This window comes from Bacillus sp. FSL W8-0183, assembly GCF_038006825.1.
Classification (GTDB): domain Bacteria; phylum Bacillota; class Bacilli; order Bacillales; family Bacillaceae; genus Bacillus; species Bacillus altitudinis.
Window position 1 is genome coordinate 2,142,351 of record NZ_JBBOVY010000001.1, and the last position, 22,856, is coordinate 2,165,206.

Below are 22,856 nucleotides of genomic sequence, written 5' to 3' on the forward strand. Positions count from 1 at the left end.
GCCGACGAATCTTGTCCCATCTGTGCAAATAACAACCATTTTATTTAATCTCCATGACACAGACTTTATATTTTTCTCCATTTGCTGTTTCGATTGTTTCTTCATATCCGTTCCATCTTTGAACAACAGTGTGTAGAAAATCATTTGTGACATCAACTTTCTTTTCTGGATTACTGCCAATAACGTAAACTTTATCTGTTAATGGTGAAATTGCTAGTTTCAAATTCTCCAATTAGAACCCTCCTTTTTCATATATGTTATTTTTCATTTAATATCTGAAATCTTCTTATATTTATTAAGCTCTTCTATTACTTTTTTTAATTCATTGATTGTCATTTCACTAAAGAATGATGAGTATCCAAGAACTTTGCTCAAGAACCACCTTTTTTCCTTTAAGTCTTTAAATCCTAATCTTTAAAATGATTATTCAATTCTCCTCTAAGAATTGGATATAGTCCGAATACGGTGTAAACAATCATATGTACATCTCTCCTTTACTTTGAATTTGTGTTATAATTTAGAAAAACTTGAAAGGAATTAACAATTCCTGCATATTTTAATAATTTAAAAACAACATACTACAAATTTGACTTTCAATCCTATCTGGAAAGCCCCCCAATAAAGTCTAATATTGGAAGACTGTCTTTTTATAAATCTTGGGTTAAATATTGGTGTGATATATTTATCGAACGTGATAAAGATATTGAAGATTATGCTAAACAGAAATCAAACATTACTCCTATTTTTGAGATGTCCCAAGTAAGGAATAAAGATGTTGAGTTCTATAGTTTTGATTTCAAGACTAGCGTTGGCACCTACAGATATCACTATGATGTCGATATTCTCAATGAAATAGTAAAACAAAAGTCATTAGTTCCTGAAGATGTCGATTTGAAAGATGTATATGTAGACAGCACCACTACATTATTATCCAATAAAATCAAAGACAATCGGCCACCAATCATAGTGTACAATCCAGGAGTACCCGTCCCTTTACTTTGCGTTGACGGTAATAAAAGAATTATGGCTCAGAAGAAATTAAATAATATTAAATCTATAAAAGCAGTTTATATGCCTTTTGAGTTCAGCGAGTATTTCTTCTTTAATTCTCTTGATAATGCTTTTTATTACGCTCACCTTGAGATAGAAATGTTAGCCAGATTGTTAGAAATGGGTCAGGACGAAAAAACAATCTATATGACAACTGCATTATCCAGAAATTCTCATAACGGATAGGTGATTAAACTCACTTATCCTTTTTCAATTTCTCTCATTCGCTGCTTATCACTTGCTCTGTAATTACAACACCAGCATCACTTAGAAAATTCCCTTTATCATCTTGAATGCATGTGCTTCCTCCAAACTCAATACCGTTTGCTTCAATTAATTCTATAAACTCTTCTTATGTAAACTGTGTACCGTCTTCTTTAAATAATGTCCCTTCAACATGAAGCCCCTTCATTAGTAAACTCCTTTTTCTAAAGCTTTTTCATTTAATTCAATTAGCAACCTATTTACCGTATCATAATCTGGTCTCTCAGGAATGCTTGACAAATGAACAGCAGCTTTCAACTCTTGATCATAGGCATCGATCATATGAAGCGCTTCTTCAAAACTAAACTTACCCGATCTGCAATCAATAAGAAGCTCTCGGTTTGGTCGGAACGTGCTAAAGTCTCCAGTCTTAAGAATTTCAATAGCGCTTGTAAGAAGTCTGATACTATGCATGAAAAACTTATTGTCATAGCCATGCGCCTCTATCAGGTTTTTTCTTGCTGCACCATTCGAGTTGGTGTTTTTTAATTTCTGCATTTGAGAATATGCATAACCGCCAAATTTCTTTTGAACGTTCTTAGTTAAAAACAAATGTCTGTTATCGATTAATTTCTGGGCAAGAGATGTAACTTTAAGATAATCTTCATTTCTAACAAACAACAGTTCAATGTTATTAGGTACACCTTCCATTGCATCATTAACAAATTTGTTAATGTGAATAATATTGATATCAACATCATTCTTAGTGTTTTTGAAATTCTTCCCTCCGCTGTTGTTATACTCGTTAAAAGATTCAAGTCCTAAATAATAATCCTTTGGTGGGATACAGATACCTTTAAATTCTTTATCAGACTCCTCTGTATTTGTTCCATAAGCATAACTGCCAGTTGGAGCTAAGATAATCGTTCTTTCTTCTAACCAGTTGGTATTCGAATTGATTTTAATTGACTCATCTGTTAATGACTCCCCACATATGGAATAGTGTTAATACAAGCACAGGCAATACGATTAAGTTTGTGTAGAATACTCCTGAATAGAATCCTTTGACATATTCAGCAGACAACTCTTCGTCTTTTTTAATTTTTGACTTCAGTGTTTTAATCATAGATTTAATCCCTCCAATCATCACTAGCCTCGATCACCGTAAATCCATTCACATCTCTTTTTGTGTTTTTCTCAGCAATTAGATACATGTTATTAAGCATACTTAATCTTTTAATTTCTTCATTTATCATATTGAAAAAGGTGATTATTGTATCTCTACTACTTTCAGGATATACACAGTCGATTTCTGGTTCATAAATATATAAAGCATATTCTAATCTTAAAATGAATTCTCTGTCACATATGCCAATATTTTCAATTTATTTCCTGAGAGATATTAGTTCACTCTGTAGAAAAAGGACAATTCTTTTTTCATACTCTGGAATCGCACTTTCCAAATCTTCTATGGCAGAATCAAATGTAGAGCGTTTAACTTTATAAAGGTTCTCAAATGTTTGTTTAATCGTTCTAAATAGTTTTATTAACAAAACTTTAGAAGATTCATCTTTCATATTTAACTCAATGCCCCACCATTCTAATTCATCCACCGTATCACTCCTTCGAAATAAATATAATTTATTTTTTATTTAATATCCTCTGCCGTACGAAGTTGTCTGTATCCGATATGTATACTCTTCGTTCCCTTGAAATAGTGGAACGATCTTTACTGTCTTACCTTTTTTCAGGTACTCTTCTACAAGTGCCATTGCTTTATAGAAACTCTTAACTTCTGTAACGCTTTCCATTAATCAAACTCCTTTTAAATAAAATCAACGTTTTAACACATTATGATAATGTTTTTACTCTCACATTTAAGAGCTAAACTTTATCTATACAAATACAATCATCGCTAGACTCATAGAATATTTCACCTTTTACGCTGCCTGAAATACCTTTGAATTTTCCGCTTCCTAGATATTTGGCTCTGTCTCCTTTCCACACAATGTTTGAATTTGAATCCTTTACCCACTCTACAATTTCACCATTTTTTAAGTACTGGCCATATACGTTTTTATTTTTATTCAATTTCTCCTCGCCTCCTATGTTTAAATATTGTTCTGCTCAAATTTTATTCTGATAAACTCTCCATGTAGCCTATTAAACTCTTCTTTATTTATGTATGCTTTGGCATCACCTTTAAAATGAAATAGCTTTAGAAACTCTATGTTGATTCTTACTGCCTTCATGGCCATTGGTGAACTTACCCACTCGGCTTCCTCTGTCAGCTGCAACACTTCACTTAATTCAAACAGCCGTTCTAGTGCTAACGGATTTTGATTTGTTTTAATATGTAACAGGTCTCTTTTTTTCTCTAAGATGTCTGATTTAAGCTTGTATTCACTTTTCTCTAATTCATTTAGTCGTTGGTACGCTTCACTCTTTATGGTCTACACCTCCTATTTAACAGCAGTCGCAATCACTCTCTGGCTCCTCACATTCTTCTCATATTTTTTCTATATGAAACCCCATAAAAGTGAACCAGGGATAACAATAATACACTTTTTCACAGTGACTACATTTTACGATCCCAGAGCTGTCTTTATCCATATTTTCGTTGACTTCTTTTTTGTTGCAGTATGGGCATATCTGCACTTTCTTCAAATCTTCCATTTAATGATCCCCCCATAATAATTAAATAAAATTCAGATTTTATGTAGTTTTATCTCATAGTTGAAATCACTTTATCAATCTCTAATCTAATGTTCTTTTCATTAACTCCGTCTTGAGTATTCAACTCTATACTAAACACACATTTACATGTTCGTTTAAATGAAGTTTCCTCCACTTCTAATGTCCCTTGTCCATTACCAATTAGATCATTGCTGCAATTAAGACAGTCATTTATTAACTTTGATACTTTCAATAAGTCTTAAGCATTCATACTATTCCTCCCTTTAAATAAAAAAGATAAACCGTTTTGGCTTATCTTCATAATATATGTTATTTGTTGTTTATTCAATATAATTTATATGTTATTTTAATTTTAAAATCTTTGACTTGAAACAATGCTAACAGAATAAATTAAATAAAGTGAACGCAATTAAGCGCACACTTTATTTTTTAATACTTTCAATTGTTACACCCTTGCCCTTTGCTTCTGGAGTGTCTAGGATTAGCCCTGGATAAGAATCATTTTCCACACGGGTGATTAGACTTTCATCAGCATTTACGAATATCCCTGCATATGTTGTCTTCAAAATAGTCTGGTGTACAAAGGATTGGATAAAATCCAGCTCACTTTCTTCGTTTATTTCTTTAGTTGTTATTTGATAATCCCCTTTCACTTCATGGTTAATTATTTTATTTTTTTCTATCTCAGATTCAGTGTAAACTTTTTCTTTGCCATCTTTTAAAGCATTGAGGTAAGCATATTCATCATTATTGTACTTTTTCCTAATACTGTCGTCACTACCTATGTTCTCAAAAGCAAAAGACTCTAAAGGGGAAACCCTCTTAATTAATTTATTATTTATTACTAAAGTAATAATCTCAGTCGTTTGTCCCAGTTGATCAAGCATAATATTTAGTTTGTAATCACCTTCAGATTTGTAACTATCTTTGTCTTCTTTTTCTAAAAATTCTATAACCTCTTTGTCAGTCATGCTATTAATCTTTTCTAAAGTTAGCGGTTCCGAGGTATTTTGATAATAATGAATTGCCTTACCATCTTTAAATACATATACATCTCTTACCTTGCTATTTCTATTAGGATCCCCATCAGTTTTAAACCACATATTATACTTGTCTAATGCTTCACTTATTAGCATGGGTTTATCTGATTTCGCCTCAGTTTTTGAAGAACTCTCATTTTGTGCTTTTGTGTTTGTTTTTTCACTTTTATCTTTAGTTTCTCCACATGCACCTAACAAAAATAAAACCATCACTAGAGTAACTCCTAAAAGCCATTTACTCCTTGTTTTCATTTTAATTCCTCCATTAGATATATTCCTTTATAGTGAAATGTTGCCAATAACAGTATAGACTTTTTAACTATAGATCACAATGCTTATTTCACTCTGTTTTAATGAATTAATTTAAACTGCTACAATTCCTTTTATTAAAGGATGGTAATTGTAACCGATGACCTCAAAATCCTCTAAACTATAATGAAAAATAGATTCGGGTTTTCTATTGATGTTGAGCCTTGGAGGTTGATAAGGTTCTCTTGTAATTTGTTCTTTAACTTGATCTAAATGGTTGTGATAGATATGAGCTACACCAATAGTATGTTTCATGATACCTGGCTTTAGATCACATTGTTGTGCAATAATGGTCAATAACGTTGCATATGAGGCGATGTTAACTGGCACGCCTAGAAACATGTCTCCTGAACGTTGATAGTGATACATATGTATATATTCACCTTCCACGTAAAACTGAACAACGGTACTGTGGCAACATGGTAAAGCTGTATCTTCCCATTGCATCTCTGGAGCGTTCCATCCTGTAAATAAGATGCGTCTACTTGTTGGGTTGTTTTTAATTTGTTCAATCACATACTTAATGATTGAACATATTGCCTCGCCCATCTTCCCACCTAGTCCATTGTTTTCCATAGATATTAGGCAGTTGACCAGCTTCATTCGCCCACTCTTTCCAAAACTTAATTCCATACTTCTCTTCTAACTCTTTATTAGAGGTCGAACCACTTAGAAACCATAGCAGCTCTCCGAAGACACCTCTAGTAAACATCTTCTTAGTTGTAACCAACGGAAACCCTTCAGCCAAATTAAACTCCATTGTCTCACCAAAAAGACTTCTCATACCCGTTTCTGTTCTGTCTTCTGTATCATGACCATATGTATAGATTTTTTCCAATAATTTCAAATATTCTTTTTCCAATATAAACCTCCATATTGTATAATCAAAGTAAAAAGGGGCGATTTTGCAGTGTATGCACAAGTCAATTATGATAAAAATACTTATAAACAGACAATTATTAGTGACAATACCCAAATTCAGAACAACCTTTGGACAAGGTACCTTCTAAGAGTCACCACACAGAATGCAAATGATATCAAATATACTTTTCTTTTGATGAATCCTAGTGCTGCTGTTCATGACAAGTATGACAGAACCGTAAATAAAGTAATAAAAGATGCATTTAATGACGGCGCTGGTATAGTGGATGTTGTAAACATCTTTCCATTTTATGAAACTGATTCAAAAAAACTTGGAAAAGTGCTGGATAAAATCAGTGGTACTAAACTAGACACAATCCAAAAGGAAAACCTTGAAAAGATTAAATTGTCAATAGAGTCAAGTATTGAAAGCGGAGGAAAGGTGATTTGCGGTTGGGGAAATAGACCAACCAAATTGAATAAAAGTAATATGATCATTTATAACAGTAACTTAGATTGTATAAAGAATATTCTTAGCAAGTATTCAGAAGAACTATATTGCTATAAAACTAATATTACTAAAATGCCTTCCCATCCACTCTACAACTACAATAAATTTAGACAATACACACTCACATAAGAGAGGCCTTCCTCTCTTAGTTTATTTCTGTAAGTTTCTCAACCCTATCCCCAATATCCTCACTGTCTATTTTCTTCAACAAATCCGCAGCATCTTTGATTCCCTCTAAGGCTGCATCTCCAATTAAATCAAACTCTTTAATCATATTATCTAATGTTTTCATTTTCATTTCAGGATCATCCATGAGCTCATATACTTGGTTCTGCTTATCGATTTTCGCTAAAGAATTATAAATCACATCAACTTTTATCAAACTCCTTCGCTCCTTTCTTATTCACCTTGAAAGTCTTCTTTTATTTAGACTCACTTGGCTGTGATACTCCATAGTATAAAATCATTAGAAATCACACCATGCAAACAGCCAAGTGTTATTTTTACTTAGTTCCTGTTGATCCATGTCCTCCACGATCATCGTTGCCTAGATGACCCACAATCGTTATATGCTTCAATATAACTCTTCTTGTTTTTTTCTTTTGGTCTGGAAACAACAAAAGGGTATACTGTTTTATCATCAAAGTCCCGAATACCATTATCAAACATTTGAAGACCAACTGTGTAATAAAAAAACCAAGTTTGTTCGGGACTGACCCCCTAAGATGAGACAAATAAAAAACACCTTCAAGTTTGAAAACGGATCGTTGTGATCCGAAATAAAACATGGAGGTGTTTTTTCTATGGGGACAAGAGTGAGTTATCCGGCTGAAGTCAAACAGAAGGCTGTAGAAATGAGATTGGCAGGCGTACCTATGAAAGAGATCATGCAGGAATTGAATATCAAGAATAAGACGCAGGTTCAGACATGGGTGAGATGGCATAAAACTGGGGATACACACAGGTTCGAACAACCTGTTGGAAAACAATATACCTATGGAAAGGGTCCCGAGTACTCTTCAGAATTAGAGAGACTTCAGGCAGAAAATCGCTATTTGAGTCAACAGAATGAGGTTTTAAAAAAGTACAACGAATTGGAAAGGAAGTTGATAAGGAAACGTCAATCAAACTGGTAGATGAATTGTGCAAAACGATGACGGTACTGGACATCTGTGTCCATTTAGGCATCTCACGCACTTCGTATTATAGATGGAAAAAGAATCTGACTCAGAATCATCCTAAAAGACAACTAGAGAAACAGGTCGGCACGTTGTGCCGAAAGCACAAATATCGATATGGTTATCGGAAAATCACAGCCATACTAAAAATGGGAATGCGTATTAACCATAAAACTGTTCAACGTATCATGCAGAAAAACCAGTGGCAATGCCGGGTTAAAATGAAAAAGCGTAAGAAGAATGGGCAGCCCTATGCCGTGGCTGGTAATATACTGGATCGGAATTTTCAGTCTGATCGCCCTCTTGAAAAACTAGTCACGGACATCACGTATTTGCCTTATGGACAGAAACAATTGTACCTTTCCAGTATATTGGATTTATATAATGGAGAAGTGATTGCTTTTACAATTGGTGATAAGCAGGACACAGACTTTATCTTAAACACACTTAATCAGCTCCCAGCACTTCCTGAGAATTGCGTGTTACATAGCGATCAAGGTTCTGTGTATACATCTTACGAGTATCAGAAAGCTGTTCATATAAAAGGCATTACCATGAGCATGTCCCGTAAAGGGACGCCCGCTGATAATGCCTCCATCGAATCGTTTCATTCCTCACTAAAGTCTGAAACGTTCTATCTTAACAGGATTGATCGCACTACGACCACCATCGTAGAACGCACTGTCAAAGAATACATTTATTATGATAACAACATTCGTATTCAAACGAAACTAAACAACCAATCACCGATAAACTATCGGCAATTGGCTGTTTCATAAAGGTGTTTTGATCCCTGTCTCAAAAACGGGGGTCAGTCCCGTTCTGTGAAGCTTTTATTTGTTATTTTATATGTTTTATACCTTTGATTCAATGCAGGATTACTCCAAAGATAACCTACAAATAAAGCTTCATGTACCTGCGAAGGATCCAGGAATTCCGATAAGTGTTTTCTCATTAAACCCTCCTATAAAAATTCTGAGATATCCAATACATCTTTTTTGTTATTGTTGTATTTTGCCGTTTCATCCATTGAGTAGGATGTTTGATCAACTAAATTATTATCAATAATCGCCTCTCTACGATTCATTACTGTTTCTTTATTTGAAGCAGCGCCGATTGAATCATTAATGTTATTTATAACAATTGCAAACACATATGAAAACTCATTCCACTTTGCAGCGAAAACCATGTTACTTAAAGTTTCGTTTATGTAGGTTTCATTTATCTCGTATGTATATAAAATGTCTCTAAAAGGCACTCCTTCTTTATACCTTTTAATTTTTTTCTTATTAAACACCACAGTTCCATTTCTGAGATCTTGAATTTTCTCCATCATTCGACCATCAAGAGTATCAATTCTGTGCAACTTCTTAAGATATGTAAACAACTCATCTAATTCTTTTAATTCTTTTTCTTTAAATGCTTCATTGTTCTTATACTCTTCATCACATTTTAAATGGACATATTTTCTTGCCATCTTCTCAGTACCGTTTTTATTATACTTACCCGTAGGTTTTGAATAACATTTCATTTGCATATGGTCATTTTTCAAACCACAAAATCTACATTTATAGCCTTTCATACAGTCACCTCTTGTACATTGAAGAGGGGGAAAATCCCCTCTTAATTTAAAAATGATTTAACAATTTAAAGAGCTTTGTTCAATTCTTCAACAGTTTTAAGTTGTTTATAGTTACCTTCACCAAATGCCTCTTTAAACTTCTCTGACAACTCAAGTTTCTTGTCTCGTTCAATATCTGAAACAAGAGAATTAATTTCTTCGAGAATTTCATTAGGGTTAGGTTCATTTACTTTATCTACAAATTCTTTAGCCTTCTCTTCTCTAACTCGATCTTCTTCACTCTTGAGTTCTGTAATAGATTTAGTATTCTTTTTAAGTTGGCCTTTAACTGCATTCTCAAAGACTTCTAAGAAGTTTTCCACACCGTAAGGAACTTTCTCAGGAAGATCTGTAAATCTCACCCCTCCAATCCCAATATAACAGGAAGGAAGTACATATATGCTTCTGTTGAATGGTGCTTAGCTGCTTGCTCTTTCCCTCCTTTATTCTTCAAATTTTCTTCGATTTCGTTTCCGTTTTTATCCATAACCGTTACTTCATTGTGCAGTGTAACAATTAAATCAGCTTGAGACTCAAAGATATCTGCCCCTGTTTTACTCATCTTTAGTTCAATAGAGTTATATTTAAGATCATCTCTGGTTGTTGTTTCTTTTTCTTTAGTCCATGCTAACCAAATGATACCGTATCCTTCATTTTCCAATAAATCTATTTGTTTCCAAACCTGCTTTAATAACATGTAGCCATTCGTGCCTTTAATTGTCTTTGCAACTTCTTGAAGAGTTTTCATTTTCTTTCCGTACTTTTTATTTAATTCATCTAAAATATATTCTGTGGCCATGTCCATCAACCTATCAGCTGTATCAATACCGAGAACATTAGTCACCCGACCGCTTTTCGCTTCCTCAAGTAGCCCTTTCACTACTTCGCCTTTAAAAAACCTCCAGTCATAATCATGCATCGGAATTACTGAATCTAATTCCCAGGTATTGTACCCTGGTTCAAAGGCTAATAATAGCCCTGCCTCCTTCTGCTCTGGATAAAAAGTTTCAATCAGCTCTTTCCATAATCTTGTTTTTCCTGACTTGTAACCCCCAGCAATCCCACTCATATAGGATTGCAAGTCAACTTTAGGTACAATATTCTTAACCTTTTTTCTAAAACTCATTTATTCAAACCTCTCTATATTTGTTATTTTTATTTTATTTAGTATGTATTTGAATTAAAATGGAAGCTCATCATCCGAAACAGAAACATTAGAAAAAGGATCTTGTTGCTCAGACTCTCCTGTAATCTCTTCTTCAGTAAGCAAATTTTTTGCGTATGTACCTGTGAAAACATTTAGAATTTCTAAACCTTTTTTTGTACCAGTCGAAACTTGTTCATAGGATTTGACTTTTTCATCAACATCAGCAAAAGGATTGTCTTCTTCCTGTTCTTCAACCTCAACAGTAGCAAATTCCGCTCTGTTATTATCGATGCCATGCACTACTAAGATATCCAGTCTGTTTAAGTTTGCAAAGGCCTCTGCAATTGATCTTTTCCCTTCCTCTGGTTCTTTATGATATACAGTTAACTCAACATCGTACACCTGACTTCTTTCTTTACCATAGCCAAGAAATGCAGCATTAACTTTGGTGTCCTTTGATTCCTCTTCTTGATATACACTTTTAATTCCCATTTGCATCTCAAACTCATTGATTTCAGTAAAATTCTCTGATTTAAAATCTCGAATATATGGAATATATTCGTATGAACCGTCTTCTTAGTTGATTCTTATTGTACTTTCTACATTATTGACAACTTTGATTCTATCTGTTTCGCTTGTATTTTCATTATAAGCAACTTTAACTCTTTTACCCTCTTCCCCTTTACTGAGTTTAGTAATAAAGATATTGCCGCCTTCTGGTGACAACCAACCAACATTTATTTTAACTGTCTCCTCTTTAGCTTTACCGTATCCAAGAACCCTACCTTTTTCTTCTGAATCATAAATTCTATACTCTTCACCAGAAATCAGATTGTTGATTTCAACCAGTCCATTTTTCAAAAGATAAACTTGTTTAATAATTCTCTTTACAACATTAATTGTTTCACCTTCATTATTTTTGAAGGAGCTAAATTCATAAACTCCTCTAACATCAACCCACATGCCAGGTTTAATAAATGTAGCCAGTTCATCACATAAGTCCCAATCGGTTGAAATCACTTTATAAGATTCGTCAGGAAATTTCATTTTATCGAATGTGTGTTCCCATTCTCGTTTAAAAGAATTTTTATGTTCAGAGCTGTAAAGGATAAACATAGCCCTGTTCCATTCCAGCAAGTTCGACTTTTAGCTCATTTCTATTAGCTGTTTCTACAATAAACTGAACTACTTTACGATCTTTGCCTGTTATCGTTTGCGTTAATTCAGAAATCGCCGCTTCTATCCAACTATCAGTTGCATCATCCTTTTTCATAACAGGTTTTACTTTGCCTACAAATCTGAAAAAATTGTTAAATTCTTTACCTTCATGATTTTTATTGATTTTAATATCACTTTTCTTTTTTGCCATAAGTATAGTCGAATCTCCTTTATGTATGTTATTTGTTTTTTAATTGATTTTCAATTGCTTGAAACACGCTATCCTCTAAACGTTTTTCAATTCTTAATTTGTGAGGTAGGTTAATAACTTCTACAATCTTTCCCCATCTCACTTTAATCATTAAATTACCATAGAGATAAACCTTGCTCAGTAAGCCTTGTTTAATAATTCTATCGGGTTCTCTTTCCTTTAAGCAGGTAATGTGTCGATTTAGTTTCTTTTGAATCTTCTGGTCAGAGAATTTACTTCGTCCTTTTACTGTCTTTCTGTATGTATCAGCAGCTGTTTTACTTACTTTTAATAGCTTCATATACTCACCTCCTCTTTAACTGTAATTCTATAATATATGTTATTTTTAATTTAAAATGAAAGTTTTATTTTAAAAAAGTATAGCCACTTTACAATGCGCAATTCATTCAAGATATTTATTTCTATTTTTGGCTATCCTTTTCTGTTTTGATCTAATTAGCCATATCGATCCTACAAAAAAGATACCCCAATCAATTTAATAAACCTTGTCGGAAATGGAGACCCTTCAATTTGAATTCCTAGCATAATTGAAATCATTATGATTCCTATAAAACCAACTAAGCAATAGAAAATCACAAAATATACCTACTCTAAAAACAGCCTACTAAAACATTAAAAGGAACCCTGAAAAATCAGGAGTTCCTATCTCCATTCAATATTTTCTTAATGGGATATTTCCAATAAAGTTTTTTAGTGAAATTTTAAAATGCTGTTCAATGTCACGTCCAAGGCGTTCATGCAATGTTTTCATTTGTTCGATTATATAATTAAGATCGAATACATTATATAGCTGTTGAGTTTCCCAAATTGTGGTGAGTCGAGCCTTATTATCAAATGGTATTAATGAAATAATTGGATCGTCTTCTTCGTACTCCATTGTGTAATATCTATACTCTGTAACTTTGTTTTTTTTCTTAATCTTTTTAATCCAGTCGTGCAAAGATGCATAAAATTCTAATAAGGCGATATTTTCTTCAAAATATACTTCATCATTTATAACTATTTTAAACTCTCCCTCTACTCTTAGCGCTGTTGAGGGATCTTTCTTCATGTTTTTTGGAATATCTTCCTCATCGGAAGTAAAAATATAATCAAATTCTACTTGATTGGATAAGATGTCCATATTTTACCATCCCAACCTATAACTATTTTTATTTTTGTTTCACCTTTTGTTCCGATTTTCTTTTTCAGGTTTGCAGTGATGACAAAAGATAGTTTTTTATTATTGTTTATTGTAAAGGAAACGTTTTTAGATTGTAAGGCTTCTTTTATCCATTTATTCACTGTGCTCTTACTTGTAGTATTAAATTTTCTGTACCTTCCTTTAGCATTACTAAGGTGTTTGTTGCTAACAGAAAACTTAGAAACTTTTTTTATACCTTGTTTAATTACTTGTTTTTTAAATGTTTTTATTATTAACTTCTTTCCGTATTTTTTAATAGCATATTGAATACCAAACCTAGAAACAATTCCAACTATTATTGCTGGAACAATTGATGACTGAGCTTCTATGGTGCTAACTTTATATTCTTTTCCTGTTTCATCATCCACAAAGGTTGCTGTAAAATCATTTCCTTCAATCTCTTCAATTAACACATTGAATTTGTTAGTTTCTTTTTCCCCATTTTCTAACTCTGTAATACCATCAACTGTGATTTCACCTGTCTCATGATTAATTTTCATGTCAGTTTGGACATTCATACTCTCAGCTTCAAGCTGAGTAGATACGTTAACTTCATCTGGGCTTTCCTTAACTTCCATTAACATATCTTGTTCTAGCTCTATCCCCAATTCTTTTTCAACATTCACTTCATATTCTTTACTAGCATTCTCTTCTATTCTTAAAGCATCAGAATCAATTTCGCCTGATTTTGCACTTGCAAATTCAGGAACAACTCCACACAAAAACAATGTTAACACAAGAACTTTTATTAAAACCTTTTTCAATCTAATTCTCTCCCTTGTTACAAATAATCATCCCATTGCCATACTCTCTGTCATAACCTAGCTTTCCAAGATCAACTGTATTTTTCTTGAGTGTTTGATGAATATTCTCTTTAGATTTGTTTTTTTTAGAATACAAACAGCCTATAGCACCTGTTGCAAACGCAGTTGCAAAGGATGTACCTTTAACCTTTGTATATCCTCCGTGTATATCAGTTGTTTTAATATTTACTCCAGGCGCAGAAAAGTCAATTTTTCCTTTTGCTGAAATTGGATCAATTTTTAGTTTTTCGTTAAGTGAGGATATCGATAAGACGCCTTCATATTTCGCAGGGTATTCAACAGTTAGACCTAATGTATTTCCAGAAGCAGCTGTAATTGTTATATTGTTATCTAAAGCACTTTTTATAACATTTCGTAATTCATCGTAGTCTTTTCCAAATCCGAAACTTATATTAATTATGTCTACCTTTTGTTCAATACACCATTTGATCCCATTGACAACATCTTCAACTTTTCCTTTGCCATTTTTATTTAGTACCTTGACATCATAAATTATGGCATTTTGTGAAATACCTTTTATTTCTTTACCAGTTGCAGCGATTATTCCAGCAATTGCAGTACCATGTCCATACTCATCTTCAATGGATTTTTTAGGTTTAGTAGCATTGTATTCATAAAAAGTTATATCTTTAAATTCCTTATGCGACTTATTAATACCACTATCAAGGATAGCAATTTTAACAGAATTCTTATTATTATTAGGTTTTTCCTGACCTATAACTTTATATCCCCATAGCAGTTCTTTTTCCTCGCCTTTCTTGGATGATGATTTACTACTATCCATAGAAATACCGCCATATAATCCCCAACATAATACAATTGCAAGAGTCACTAGGAACGAAACAAATAATAAGGCTTTTGACTTTTTCATTCAAACTTCCTTCTCACATTCAGTATTTAGAATTAATACAGAATATACCCTCCTTTCCTTTTATATGAAATACAAGAACATATTAACCTATATTTATTTTTATGTAAATACCATCAAATGCAATATATTCTATTGTATATGTATTTCCTTAAGGATTAGAAAACAAAGATACTTTATCTAAGGGCGAATGCCTGAGATTTGGACTATTCGACTATCGTTAATTCACTAGAGAGGCTTTCGTAATTCAAATCTTCTTCTCATCTATTGAAAATGGGTCAACTCTTTTTTCTTTACTCCTACACTTTATATTTACTGATTAATGACATCTTACCAAATACAACTATGACCTGATAACAAAATGAGTTTATTCATTACTTGCTGTAACCTCACTCAGTTCCACATGTCCAACGTTCTTAGTTCAAAACCTGCAGGATATTTCTTCATATCTAAATGAACTTTATGACGCTTACCTGAATTTTTATGTTTGACGCTTAATTCTTCCTTGTTGAAGAATCTAACAATAGCTTGGTTGAACTCAATTGGTCGCTCGACCACATACCCATGCTTAAAAGCTGCAATAAAGCTTTCAGGCTTTTCTTTATAAAAATTGTAAATAACTTCTGAAAACTCAGCGTTTTTGTCTTTCATTACATCAAATTGAACTAATCCCAGATAAAGATGCTTATCTGAATAGCCAAGATTTTTCTTGAAGTATTCAACTGCCTCGTGAATCTCTGGACTTAAAACAAATGTCATACAATCACCTCTATATCTTATTTTTAATTTAAAACGAATGTTTTATCGTGTTTCATCTCATCCCCCTTATCTTGATCATCACTGATTTTTGATAGTTTTTTGGTTTACTCCATTTGATAACTTCTATGGTTTCTGTCACTTCTAAATCTCTATTAGTTTTTAAAGATTCGATAACTTTTAACTGAAAATCAATACTTTTACCAAATTTACTGTGAGCTATTTGCCCTCTTCTATTTCTAAAATAAATTCTAAAGCTAAAATTTGCCATGCAGTCATCTGTAATATAATTTTCATCACTAAAACTAGCGATAATAAAATAATGTTCGCTTGGATATTTTACAATTTGGCTTGTAATTTCTTTTGTAAAAATTTTAATCGCTCTCTCTTCTGTGACTTTATCTACAATTCGATGATATCTTCTATTCTATAAGTTCATCTCTAACCTTGCCAAAGGGTCTAAGATTTTAGTTATACAATTCTTAGTTTTTCTTTTTAATCCATTTAATTGCAATTTGTGTTTAATCATCACTACGCATTCACCCATTCCAAAAATTCATTCGACATTTATAGCCGCCTCAATTTCCGCATCAAAACGTCCTTGATCCTAGCCGTTCTTATACAACCGTGTTCTTACCGCCTTTATTACGTACGTGCAGAATAAAATCGCCTTTAGCGTCGACGCTACTTACGGTAAGTACTGTACCTTTCTCATATAAACTGATTGCGTACGCATCATCCGTAATCAAGATACGCTCCCCAACGTTTGCCTTACGTTTCTCCGTCTTATACTTCGTCTCAGTCAATTCAATTCCACCTCAGTAGATTTGCTTTCTTTTTAGTTTGATATCCTTTTCCATTCCACGATGCTCAATATTGCTTAGAATTTTTTTAATTTCTCATTCTCGATTCTCAACATTCTGTTATCTGCTTGTAATTTGTCAATTAATTTTTCTTGCATACTATGATTCTCTCACTTTCGTTAAAAAGTTGTTTTATCTGAATTTATGTATTGTATTTGTCATTTACTCGTCTGTAGCTTAATATCTGGGATAATGTTTTCTGGCCTGAACAGAATTTTGTAATGAAAGGGGACTTCTTTGTTAGCCTCAAGTTGTTCTGCAAGGAAACTAACGTTGTCACTTAAACCAAGATAATGCTTTTTGTATTCATCCTTACCAACCTTGCATGTTACCGTCATTCTTAGATCACTATCATCGTTTCCAAGAGCACAAAGCCCCTCTACAGTGAGTAAGTACTTATCAGTGATTCCATTAAAGAAAACGATTCTTCACTGCACCTCAAATGAGTCAGACGATTTAGAAATGTTTTGTGATACTGTATCAGCCTCACTACATCCAGCCGTAATCATCATAATCCCAACAAATAATGCTAACAATTTCTTTTTCATCTTCATTCCCCTTCCACTTTCAATCTAATTCCTGCTGTTAATGCATCCTGGTAAACAAGGCTTGCACTTAATGCATGATGATTTCTGGCATCTGTACTGCTGCTCCATCCATCATATTGCCCTGCCATTGCTTCATATTTTTGTGAAATATGAAAGTCATATCGTTTTTGAAAAGTTTGCACTTTTTCTTTATCGCTTCCTCCTTTTTTAATCTCCACACTCTCCCAGTCAAATTCTTGAAGTATCTCCCACAACTTAGCGACTTTTGCCGCTCTCCATGCTGTCATCGCATAAGTGTGCGCTTCGCTAGTGTAATGATGACTGTTAGCCTTAATATCTTTTTTGGCTTCTTCTTTTGTGATAAAGAATGTACTGTCTTTTTTTATATGTACTTTTTTCTCAGGAAAGAGTTCTGCTCCTTCATCTTCGTATTTTTGTATCCATTCTAAAATTTCATCGTAGTCATTATTGCATTCATGCAGTTCCTTTAATTGTTCACCACTAAATTCTCCGTCTTCTTTTGCATTTTCGATGTAATCTTTTACAGGATAAGATTCTGCTGCATTAGGTAAGTAAACAGAATATCGTTCAGCATTTCCTTCATTTGCTTCAACCCACTTATAGTCACTTACAACCCAAAATCGTGGTGCGGCCTGACAATCAACATCCTGTGTTTTCAATTCTTGTTGAAGTTCTTTTAGAAATTGTATAGTTTCTTTCATTTCATTCCTCCTAAGCCGCTAGGCTTCAATATATTTGTAATCATTCCGTAATTTTTTTTTAATAAAACAACCTAATATAATCTGATAAAATTACTAAGGATGGTGGTGATATTAAGAAATATTATATTGAGGATCTCATAGATTCTATTCCAGGGTACTCTAAAACTCTGCTTATCAAGATTTTCTTTTCAATTGGACTTCCCCTGGCTTTAATTTATTTAATTTTCTTCAAATGAGTAGGATTAAATGCCCCTACTCTATTTCATTCTCTTTAAAAAATTACTTTTATTTAAAATTAATCTATGTATTTAATTTCAGACTTAATCTCATCAGGATTTTTAACAGCTTCCTCTAAAATACTTTGCATTGTTCCCGCACAAGCTATGAAAACTTGATTAGTGTACTTAATTAACCTTCTCATTGTTGCAACTCCATATGTTAACTTATGAAGAGCCAATCTATTCCTCGACAGATCCCATAGCGAATGACTTCCTGCATACAAACTTTCACCATCATAAGCAAATTGAGTAATTGTAAAGTCAAACGTGTCTAACAATTTCGAAACATTTTCATAAAAGCCGATTTTAATCAATTGAATCACCCTAGGTTTATTTTGGATATCAATTAAATAAGTCTCCTGGTGTTGGGTTTCACTAGATAATTTACCCCCTTCTTCTTTGACATACTGCTTGAATGCAACTAAAGCTTCTTTATTAGAGAAAAAGAAATCAGAATCAGAATCAATTTCTTTTTGAAGAAGAGTTTTTCTTACTGCCCCACCTGCAACCCACACTTGTCCAACCTCAATTTGAAATGGTTTTAGAGCATTTACCACATCAAATATCTCCATCTCCTCTGGTTCATCAATGTATCTTGATAAAAAGTCTTCAAAATTGAATTTTTGGGTATGAAACATATCCTCTTTATTTTTTCCTATATTCATTTTCAACAAGTTCATGCCTCCTTTTAAACTATATGAAATCTCTGTTTTACTCTAATTTATATATGTTATTTTTTAATTAATCCGCCATGATCTTCTTTAATATGTACCATCCATTGCTCGTATAACTCATCGTACCAAGCGTTGCTCATCGCAGTATAAACACCGATACCTTCTTCATGCAGCATTTTAAAGATTTGTCCACTCTTCAATTTTTCAAATGACTGTTCAATCCATGTTCCCTCAACATACACATGCACCTGTTCAGTTCCGACTACAGACATTGCATCACTTCCTTTTTAATTTTTCGTATTATTCACACTCGCTAATGCACATACAATCCCAGTAAGTACCACTGCCCTTTCGCTTTATATAACGCCTTCTCTTAGTTAATATGATATATGTAGGAGGTGATATTTTGTTCGTATCGCCAATGTTGTTGCATTCGATCAAAGAACCATTCGATGACGATAGATATATTACAGAGCTTAAATTTGATGGAATAAGACTCATTCTTTCCAAATTTAATGATCAGATAAAGCTATTCACCCGACATAACAACGAAGTAACAAGTAAATTCCCAGAACTCTTGGATTTAGATATCCCAAATGGTACAGTTCTAGATGGTGAAGTTATTGTAGCTGCTCCAAATGGTGCTCCTGACTTTGAGGCTATAATGGAACGTTTTATGTCCAAAAAATCAGATCATAGTATTGTTTATTGTGTATTTGATATTATTTTTAAAGATGGATATTCCTATTGCAGTTAAACCGCTCAGTGAGCGTAAGAACCTTCTTTATTCACTTGAACTGCATCACCCTAATGTCTTTGTAATCTCAGGAATTCAAGGTGACGGGCTATCTTACTTTAACCTGATCAAAGAAAAGAATTTAGAGGGAATCGTACTCAAAAGAGCTAACTCTCCTTATGAAATAAATAAACGGTCACATAATTGGCTTAAAGTCATTAATTATGAATACACTGAAGTTCTCATTACAGGCTATACAAAAGAAGATATAAAATTCCTTCTATCCTATCCAGATGGATCATCAGCTGGATTTATGGAATTCATGCCACGTGAAGAACGAAGTAAATTCCACTCTATGAAACAAGTAAAGTCCGAATCTGACGAAAATGTATTTATTGATCCTATAGTATGTACGGTTAAGCACAGATTTAAGACTAAGCACGGCAAACTCCGCATACCTTCCTTCGAATCTTTGAGAGTTTAATCTCTCCGTTACATAGCTCCTATTTCATATCTCCCAAAAATGTGTTGAGTATTAAATACAGAACATGAGATAATTAATTCTAATCAATATTTTTGGAAGGAAATTGTGAAATGAAACTAAACCATGAAATTGTCCGAAATGTATTATTAACTGTTGAAGAACATATTGGCGATCGACAAAAGGTCGATGTAAATGCACTAGCTAAATACCCATTGCTTAAAGAATATGATATCCAAGACATCAATTACACAGTCCGCAAGTTAAAAGAAGCTAATTTTTTAAATGTTACTATAACAGGATCTAAACAAATGGAATGGATTGAAATCGAAAGCCTGACTTTTCAAGGTCATGAATTTTTGGAAAATATTAAAGGGTCTAAAGTTTGGTCGGAAACTAAGAACAAAGTAGCTAAGCTTGGAAGTGCTTCATTAACGATACTTGCTGATGTTGCCTCTACAGTAATCAAAAAGCATTTAAATCTAGAATAACTATAGACACTTTACAAATGATCGCTTTTGTATCTAAGAGACAATAGCGATCTTCTTTTTTACTTAGCATCTTTCTGTACCAATCCTGTTGCTCTGAAGACCATTTCTTATCTTGATTTTCAAATGGCACCGCAACAATATTTTTGATATAAGGATACTTTTCTTTCATAATATGTACACACCAGAATGCAGCAGTATCAGCACCTAAAGCTCCGCCAGTAATAAATCGTTCGCATTCATTTTCTTCAATCAATTTTTCAATCACTTCTAGAAGCTTTTCTTTTAATTTCAACATTGTTGGATTCTTCATGTCATATCCACCTAATTTCTGTGGACGGTGACCTGTGAAGCACACTGTTTTATGTCTTATTTTTTCACTTTCTTCGAAGATGTGCCTTTCTTCTTCTTTCGCTTCCTCTTGCTGCTTTATCCACTCTGGATCAGAAAACTTTTTAAAATCAATAGCCAATTCATCAACACCTCTCAATTAGTTCTTGAATATTAACCAACAAGCAACCTTTCCAATGAATCAATCTCACTTTTCAAAATTTTCATTTCTGTTTCAAGCTTCTTCTTCGTTTCACGATGTTCTTTTTCTTCAAGTTCAATCAACTTTTCATAAGAATGATATGGATGGTTGCCTATCCAAATTGAGTATCGTCTGTTTCTGAAATGTAGTTAACTGTAAAACATTGTGGATGATAATCTACATCTCTCAGAAACCCTACTACATCATCCCATTTTTTCAATCGATCATACATACTCATACAAGTCACACCCTTTCCCTTAAAACAGTCTTTTTAAAAAGTTTGCTAGGGGATTTCCCTAGCATTCTCTCATAATTTTCTTGATATTTTCATTTAAGGCCTCATGCATTTTTAACTCATTTTCAATTGTAATTCTGTGTTTTACATACACTTCAAGAAGTTCTTCGAGAATGTTACATCTTTCAGGCAAAGATAGCCTCTTCTTTTTTTCAATCGGAAACGTTAAATTGATAATCTCTTTAATTGCTTCTGATCGTTTATCTTTAGGTATCTTATTTTCAATTTGCCAATACACATAACAAACAATATAGCGCATTACACCATGATTAATATTAGTGACAATCAAAATTTCCTCTTCATCTTTATGACATATTCCATATTCATAAACACATTCGCCCCCTGTGCTCCCAGATGTACTAAAATCCCTAAAATTATTTCTTATCTGTTGCTTTAACACATAATACTCTGCGCTCATTTAACTCATTCCTTTCAATAGATTAAGATTAAAAGGATTGTAAGCAATTGAATTTAAAATATCAAGTTAAATGCACAAATTTCATTTTTACAAAGTTCTTAAAATAGCAACTATTTGTATCTTCCTGTATAATTTCAGTTAAAAAGGATTGATAATTATGTTGACGAATTGTAATATCACTATTAAAAAAATTACTTTATTATCTAAATTCAAGTACGCTATTCAAGGTCGAGCAGCGCATAGTGGCTCAGACAGTGCTTTTAAACTAGAATACAATGGAACTGAATTGAACCAATTGATAGGTTTTATACCTAATAGTGTTTTAATTCTTTTAAAAGAAGACCTTAACGAACATCTTGGGTATGTACCTTTTCAAAAGAATAACCAAGTACCTGGATTAGAAAGCACATCTCTTTATTTTTCAATAGAAGGCAAAAGAGCGTCAAGGAAGAAATGATTTTAAAATGTTGAGATGTTGATGAATACCAATGTCTCTTTTTCTCTTTTAAATGCATCTTTTATTGGCTATTCAAGCTCATCCATTGCTTGGTTGGCCAGTTCATCTGCCTTTTCGTTTCCTTCATTTCCACTATGTCCTTTAACTTTGAAGAAAGTGACTGATGCTTGATTCTTAACAAGTTCGTTTAATTCCATCCAGAGTTCTTTATTTTCAACTGGTTTCTTGTTTGATTTACGCCAATTGTTTTTAATCCAATTCTTCATCCAGCTATTCATGCCATCAACCACGTATGTAGAGTCAGCATAAACTTCAATATGTATATTATATGTATATTATTTGTCTTTTATATGCTTTAAAGCTTCAATTTCGCCTGTCAGCTCCATCACATTGTTTCCCCTCGTTCACAAAGAACTGATCACCACTATCTAAATAAATCCAGAATGCTTTCTCTGGCTCTTCTCGATAGTCATAGATGAAATATATCTTAGCTCCCAAGAAGCCCTCCACACTATCTCCAATGGAATATGAGATACCTTCATCAAGAAATCTAATTGACTTAATCAATGTATCCCCACTTTCAACTACACCATTTGTAATGTTTAACATCTCTGATAATAAATCCACAGTATACTTGTAATTTGTATTTTTTATTTTGAATGAATGATCATTTACGATTTAGCCTT

At 33.1% G+C, this 22,856-nt stretch carries 33 protein-coding genes and 4 pseudogenes; 6 read left to right on the plus strand and 31 right to left on the minus strand.

What is annotated here, in order from left to right:
- Positions 1-40: 40 nt before the first annotated feature.
- Complete coding sequence (locus NSQ64_RS11185) at positions 41-232, minus strand: DUF7446 family protein (RefSeq protein WP_171465509.1); 192 nt, start codon at positions 230-232, stop codon at positions 41-43.
- A 659-nt stretch (positions 233-891) separates the two neighbouring features.
- Here NSQ64_RS11185 and NSQ64_RS11190 point away from each other — a divergent pair.
- Positions 892-1,236 (plus strand): hypothetical protein, encoded by a 345-nt coding sequence (locus NSQ64_RS11190; protein ID WP_341016519.1) that lies wholly within the window; start codon positions 892-894, stop codon positions 1,234-1,236.
- Between the two features lie 225 nt (positions 1,237-1,461).
- Here the strand turns inward: NSQ64_RS11190 and NSQ64_RS11195 are convergent, their stop codons facing one another.
- The 8 genes and pseudogenes from NSQ64_RS11195 to NSQ64_RS11230 all read right to left on the minus strand — a co-directional run bounded on the left by NSQ64_RS11195 (position 1,462) and on the right by NSQ64_RS11230 (position 6,165).
- Positions 1,462-2,250 (minus strand): nucleotidyltransferase domain-containing protein, encoded by a 789-nt coding sequence (locus tag NSQ64_RS11195; RefSeq protein ID WP_341018300.1) that lies wholly within the window; start codon positions 2,248-2,250, stop codon positions 1,462-1,464.
- Positions 2,225-2,380: a hypothetical protein gene (locus tag NSQ64_RS11200; RefSeq protein WP_171465513.1), complete on the minus strand. Its 156-nt coding sequence runs from the start codon at positions 2,378-2,380 to the stop codon at positions 2,225-2,227. The genes NSQ64_RS11195 and NSQ64_RS11200 overlap by 26 nt, the downstream gene beginning before the upstream one ends.
- A 259-nt stretch (positions 2,381-2,639) precedes the next feature.
- Positions 2,640-2,867: a hypothetical protein gene (locus NSQ64_RS11205; protein WP_341016521.1), complete on the minus strand. Its 228-nt coding sequence runs from the start codon at positions 2,865-2,867 to the stop codon at positions 2,640-2,642.
- A 39-nt stretch (positions 2,868-2,906) separates the two neighbouring features.
- On the minus strand, positions 2,907-3,065 hold the full coding sequence (locus tag NSQ64_RS11210; protein WP_187441888.1) for a hypothetical protein: 159 nt from the start codon (positions 3,063-3,065) through the stop codon (positions 2,907-2,909).
- A 73-nt stretch (positions 3,066-3,138) separates the two neighbouring features.
- A complete protein-coding gene (locus NSQ64_RS11215; RefSeq protein ID WP_171465516.1) occupies positions 3,139-3,345 on the minus strand; it encodes a hypothetical protein in 207 nt (68 codons plus the stop codon).
- 634 nt (positions 3,346-3,979) lie between these two features.
- Positions 3,980-4,183 carry a DUF3797 domain-containing protein gene (locus NSQ64_RS11220; protein WP_341016526.1) on the minus strand — a complete coding sequence of 68 codons (204 nt, stop codon included), beginning with the start codon at positions 4,181-4,183 and terminating at the stop codon, positions 3,980-3,982.
- A gap of 190 nt (positions 4,184-4,373) precedes the next feature.
- On the minus strand, positions 4,374-5,243 hold the full coding sequence (locus tag NSQ64_RS11225; RefSeq protein WP_341016528.1) for a hypothetical protein: 870 nt from the start codon (positions 5,241-5,243) through the stop codon (positions 4,374-4,376).
- Positions 5,244-5,354: 111 nt separating this feature from the next.
- Positions 5,355-6,165: pseudogene (locus NSQ64_RS11230) on the minus strand (thymidylate synthase).
- 45 nt (positions 6,166-6,210) lie between these two features.
- Between NSQ64_RS11230 and NSQ64_RS11235 the strand changes: the two are divergent.
- Positions 6,211-6,801: a DUF1643 domain-containing protein gene (locus NSQ64_RS11235; protein WP_341016530.1), complete on the plus strand. Its 591-nt coding sequence runs from the start codon at positions 6,211-6,213 to the stop codon at positions 6,799-6,801.
- Positions 6,802-6,817: 16 nt separating this feature from the next.
- Here NSQ64_RS11235 and NSQ64_RS11240 read toward each other — a convergent pair whose 3' ends face one another.
- Positions 6,818-7,054, minus strand: coding sequence for a hypothetical protein (locus tag NSQ64_RS11240; protein ID WP_171465520.1), 237 nt, complete (start codon positions 7,052-7,054; stop codon positions 6,818-6,820).
- 421 nt (positions 7,055-7,475) lie between these two features.
- On the opposite strand from NSQ64_RS11240, the gene NSQ64_RS11245 reads away from it, so the two are divergent.
- A protein-coding gene (locus NSQ64_RS11245) for an IS3 family transposase (RefSeq protein WP_341016532.1) occupies positions 7,476-8,629 on the plus strand; the annotation gives its coding sequence in 2 pieces (ribosomal slippage) (positions 7,476-7,749 and positions 7,749-8,629; 1,155 coding nt in all).
- A gap of 185 nt (positions 8,630-8,814) precedes the next feature.
- Here the strand turns inward: NSQ64_RS11245 and NSQ64_RS11250 are convergent.
- The 16 genes and pseudogenes from NSQ64_RS11250 to NSQ64_RS11320 all read right to left on the minus strand — a co-directional run bounded on the left by NSQ64_RS11250 (position 8,815) and on the right by NSQ64_RS11320 (position 19,035).
- Complete coding sequence (locus NSQ64_RS11250; protein WP_341016534.1) at positions 8,815-9,432, minus strand: hypothetical protein; 618 nt, start codon at positions 9,430-9,432, stop codon at positions 8,815-8,817.
- A gap of 65 nt (positions 9,433-9,497) precedes the next feature.
- Positions 9,498-9,833, minus strand: a complete 336-nt coding sequence (locus NSQ64_RS11255) for a hypothetical protein (protein ID WP_341016536.1) — start codon at positions 9,831-9,833, stop codon at positions 9,498-9,500.
- Positions 9,830-10,597 (minus strand): AAA family ATPase, encoded by a 768-nt coding sequence (locus NSQ64_RS11260; protein WP_341016538.1) that lies wholly within the window; start codon positions 10,595-10,597, stop codon positions 9,830-9,832. The genes NSQ64_RS11255 and NSQ64_RS11260 overlap by 4 nt, the downstream gene beginning before the upstream one ends.
- Positions 10,598-10,651: 54 nt before the next feature.
- Positions 10,652-11,116 carry a hypothetical protein gene (locus NSQ64_RS11265; RefSeq protein ID WP_341016540.1) on the minus strand — a complete coding sequence of 155 codons (465 nt, stop codon included), beginning with the start codon at positions 11,114-11,116 and terminating at the stop codon, positions 10,652-10,654.
- Positions 11,117-11,194: 78 nt separating this feature from the next.
- Positions 11,195-11,734 (minus strand): hypothetical protein, encoded by a 540-nt coding sequence (locus NSQ64_RS11270; RefSeq protein ID WP_341016542.1) that lies wholly within the window; start codon positions 11,732-11,734, stop codon positions 11,195-11,197.
- On the minus strand, positions 11,712-11,987 hold the full coding sequence (locus tag NSQ64_RS11275; protein ID WP_341016544.1) for a hypothetical protein: 276 nt from the start codon (positions 11,985-11,987) through the stop codon (positions 11,712-11,714). The genes NSQ64_RS11270 and NSQ64_RS11275 overlap by 23 nt, the downstream gene beginning before the upstream one ends.
- 28 nt (positions 11,988-12,015) lie before the next feature.
- Positions 12,016-12,327 (minus strand): hypothetical protein, encoded by a 312-nt coding sequence (locus NSQ64_RS11280; protein WP_341016545.1) that lies wholly within the window; start codon positions 12,325-12,327, stop codon positions 12,016-12,018.
- Between the two features lie 372 nt (positions 12,328-12,699).
- Positions 12,700-13,170, minus strand: a complete 471-nt coding sequence (locus tag NSQ64_RS11285; protein ID WP_171465421.1) for a DUF7878 domain-containing protein — start codon at positions 13,168-13,170, stop codon at positions 12,700-12,702.
- Positions 13,146-13,994, minus strand: coding sequence for an SAR2788 family putative toxin (locus tag NSQ64_RS11290; RefSeq protein ID WP_171465420.1), 849 nt, complete (start codon positions 13,992-13,994; stop codon positions 13,146-13,148). The genes NSQ64_RS11285 and NSQ64_RS11290 overlap by 25 nt, the downstream gene beginning before the upstream one ends.
- A 1-nt stretch (position 13,995) precedes the next feature.
- Positions 13,996-14,925: a S8 family peptidase gene (locus NSQ64_RS11295; protein WP_341016549.1), complete on the minus strand. Its 930-nt coding sequence runs from the start codon at positions 14,923-14,925 to the stop codon at positions 13,996-13,998.
- Between the two features lie 390 nt (positions 14,926-15,315).
- A complete protein-coding gene (locus tag NSQ64_RS11300; protein WP_341016551.1) occupies positions 15,316-15,681 on the minus strand; it encodes a hypothetical protein in 366 nt (121 codons plus the stop codon).
- A 614-nt stretch (positions 15,682-16,295) separates the two neighbouring features.
- On the minus strand, positions 16,296-16,484 hold the full coding sequence (locus NSQ64_RS11305) for a hypothetical protein (RefSeq protein WP_171465416.1): 189 nt from the start codon (positions 16,482-16,484) through the stop codon (positions 16,296-16,298).
- Positions 16,485-16,699: 215 nt separating this feature from the next.
- Positions 16,700-17,089, minus strand: a pseudogene (locus NSQ64_RS20975) (beta-sandwich lipoprotein).
- Between the two features lie 2 nt (positions 17,090-17,091).
- Positions 17,092-17,811, minus strand: coding sequence for a hypothetical protein (locus NSQ64_RS11310; RefSeq protein WP_341016553.1), 720 nt, complete (start codon positions 17,809-17,811; stop codon positions 17,092-17,094).
- Positions 17,812-18,106: 295 nt separating this feature from the next.
- Complete coding sequence (locus NSQ64_RS11315; protein WP_171465415.1) at positions 18,107-18,763, minus strand: hypothetical protein; 657 nt, start codon at positions 18,761-18,763, stop codon at positions 18,107-18,109.
- 56 nt (positions 18,764-18,819) lie between these two features.
- On the minus strand, positions 18,820-19,035 hold the full coding sequence (locus NSQ64_RS11320) for a hypothetical protein (protein WP_341016554.1): 216 nt from the start codon (positions 19,033-19,035) through the stop codon (positions 18,820-18,822).
- A gap of 149 nt (positions 19,036-19,184) precedes the next feature.
- Here NSQ64_RS11320 and NSQ64_RS11325 point away from each other — a divergent pair.
- Both NSQ64_RS11325 and NSQ64_RS11330 read left to right on the plus strand, forming a co-directional pair.
- A pseudogene (locus NSQ64_RS11325) lies at positions 19,185-19,983 on the plus strand (ATP-dependent DNA ligase).
- A gap of 110 nt (positions 19,984-20,093) precedes the next feature.
- Positions 20,094-20,471 carry a DUF2513 domain-containing protein gene (locus NSQ64_RS11330; protein WP_171465413.1) on the plus strand — a complete coding sequence of 126 codons (378 nt, stop codon included), beginning with the start codon at positions 20,094-20,096 and terminating at the stop codon, positions 20,469-20,471.
- A 49-nt stretch (positions 20,472-20,520) separates the two neighbouring features.
- On the opposite strand, the pseudogene NSQ64_RS11335 reads toward NSQ64_RS11330, so the two are convergent.
- From NSQ64_RS11335 to NSQ64_RS11345, 3 genes and pseudogenes are all read right to left on the minus strand, one after another.
- A pseudogene (locus NSQ64_RS11335) lies at positions 20,521-20,841 on the minus strand (SLOG family protein); the annotation flags it as partial.
- Between the two features lie 271 nt (positions 20,842-21,112).
- Positions 21,113-21,238 (minus strand): hypothetical protein, encoded by a 126-nt coding sequence (locus NSQ64_RS11340; protein ID WP_272953958.1) that lies wholly within the window; start codon positions 21,236-21,238, stop codon positions 21,113-21,115.
- A gap of 58 nt (positions 21,239-21,296) precedes the next feature.
- Positions 21,297-21,713 (minus strand): hypothetical protein, encoded by a 417-nt coding sequence (locus tag NSQ64_RS11345; RefSeq protein ID WP_341016561.1) that lies wholly within the window; start codon positions 21,711-21,713, stop codon positions 21,297-21,299.
- A 157-nt stretch (positions 21,714-21,870) separates the two neighbouring features.
- Here NSQ64_RS11345 and NSQ64_RS11350 point away from each other — a divergent pair, with 157 nt between their 5' ends.
- Entirely contained in the window at positions 21,871-22,170 is a 300-nt protein-coding gene (locus tag NSQ64_RS11350; RefSeq protein ID WP_341016563.1) for a hypothetical protein, read from the plus strand.
- A 68-nt stretch (positions 22,171-22,238) separates the two neighbouring features.
- On the opposite strand, the gene NSQ64_RS11355 is transcribed toward NSQ64_RS11350, so the two are convergent.
- Positions 22,239-22,493, minus strand: a complete 255-nt coding sequence (locus NSQ64_RS11355) for a ribonuclease H family protein (protein ID WP_341018302.1) — start codon at positions 22,491-22,493, stop codon at positions 22,239-22,241.
- 40 nt (positions 22,494-22,533) lie between these two features.
- A complete protein-coding gene (locus NSQ64_RS11360) occupies positions 22,534-22,668 on the minus strand; it encodes a hypothetical protein (protein WP_272953957.1) in 135 nt (44 codons plus the stop codon).
- Between the last annotated feature and the right edge of the window lie 188 nt (positions 22,669-22,856).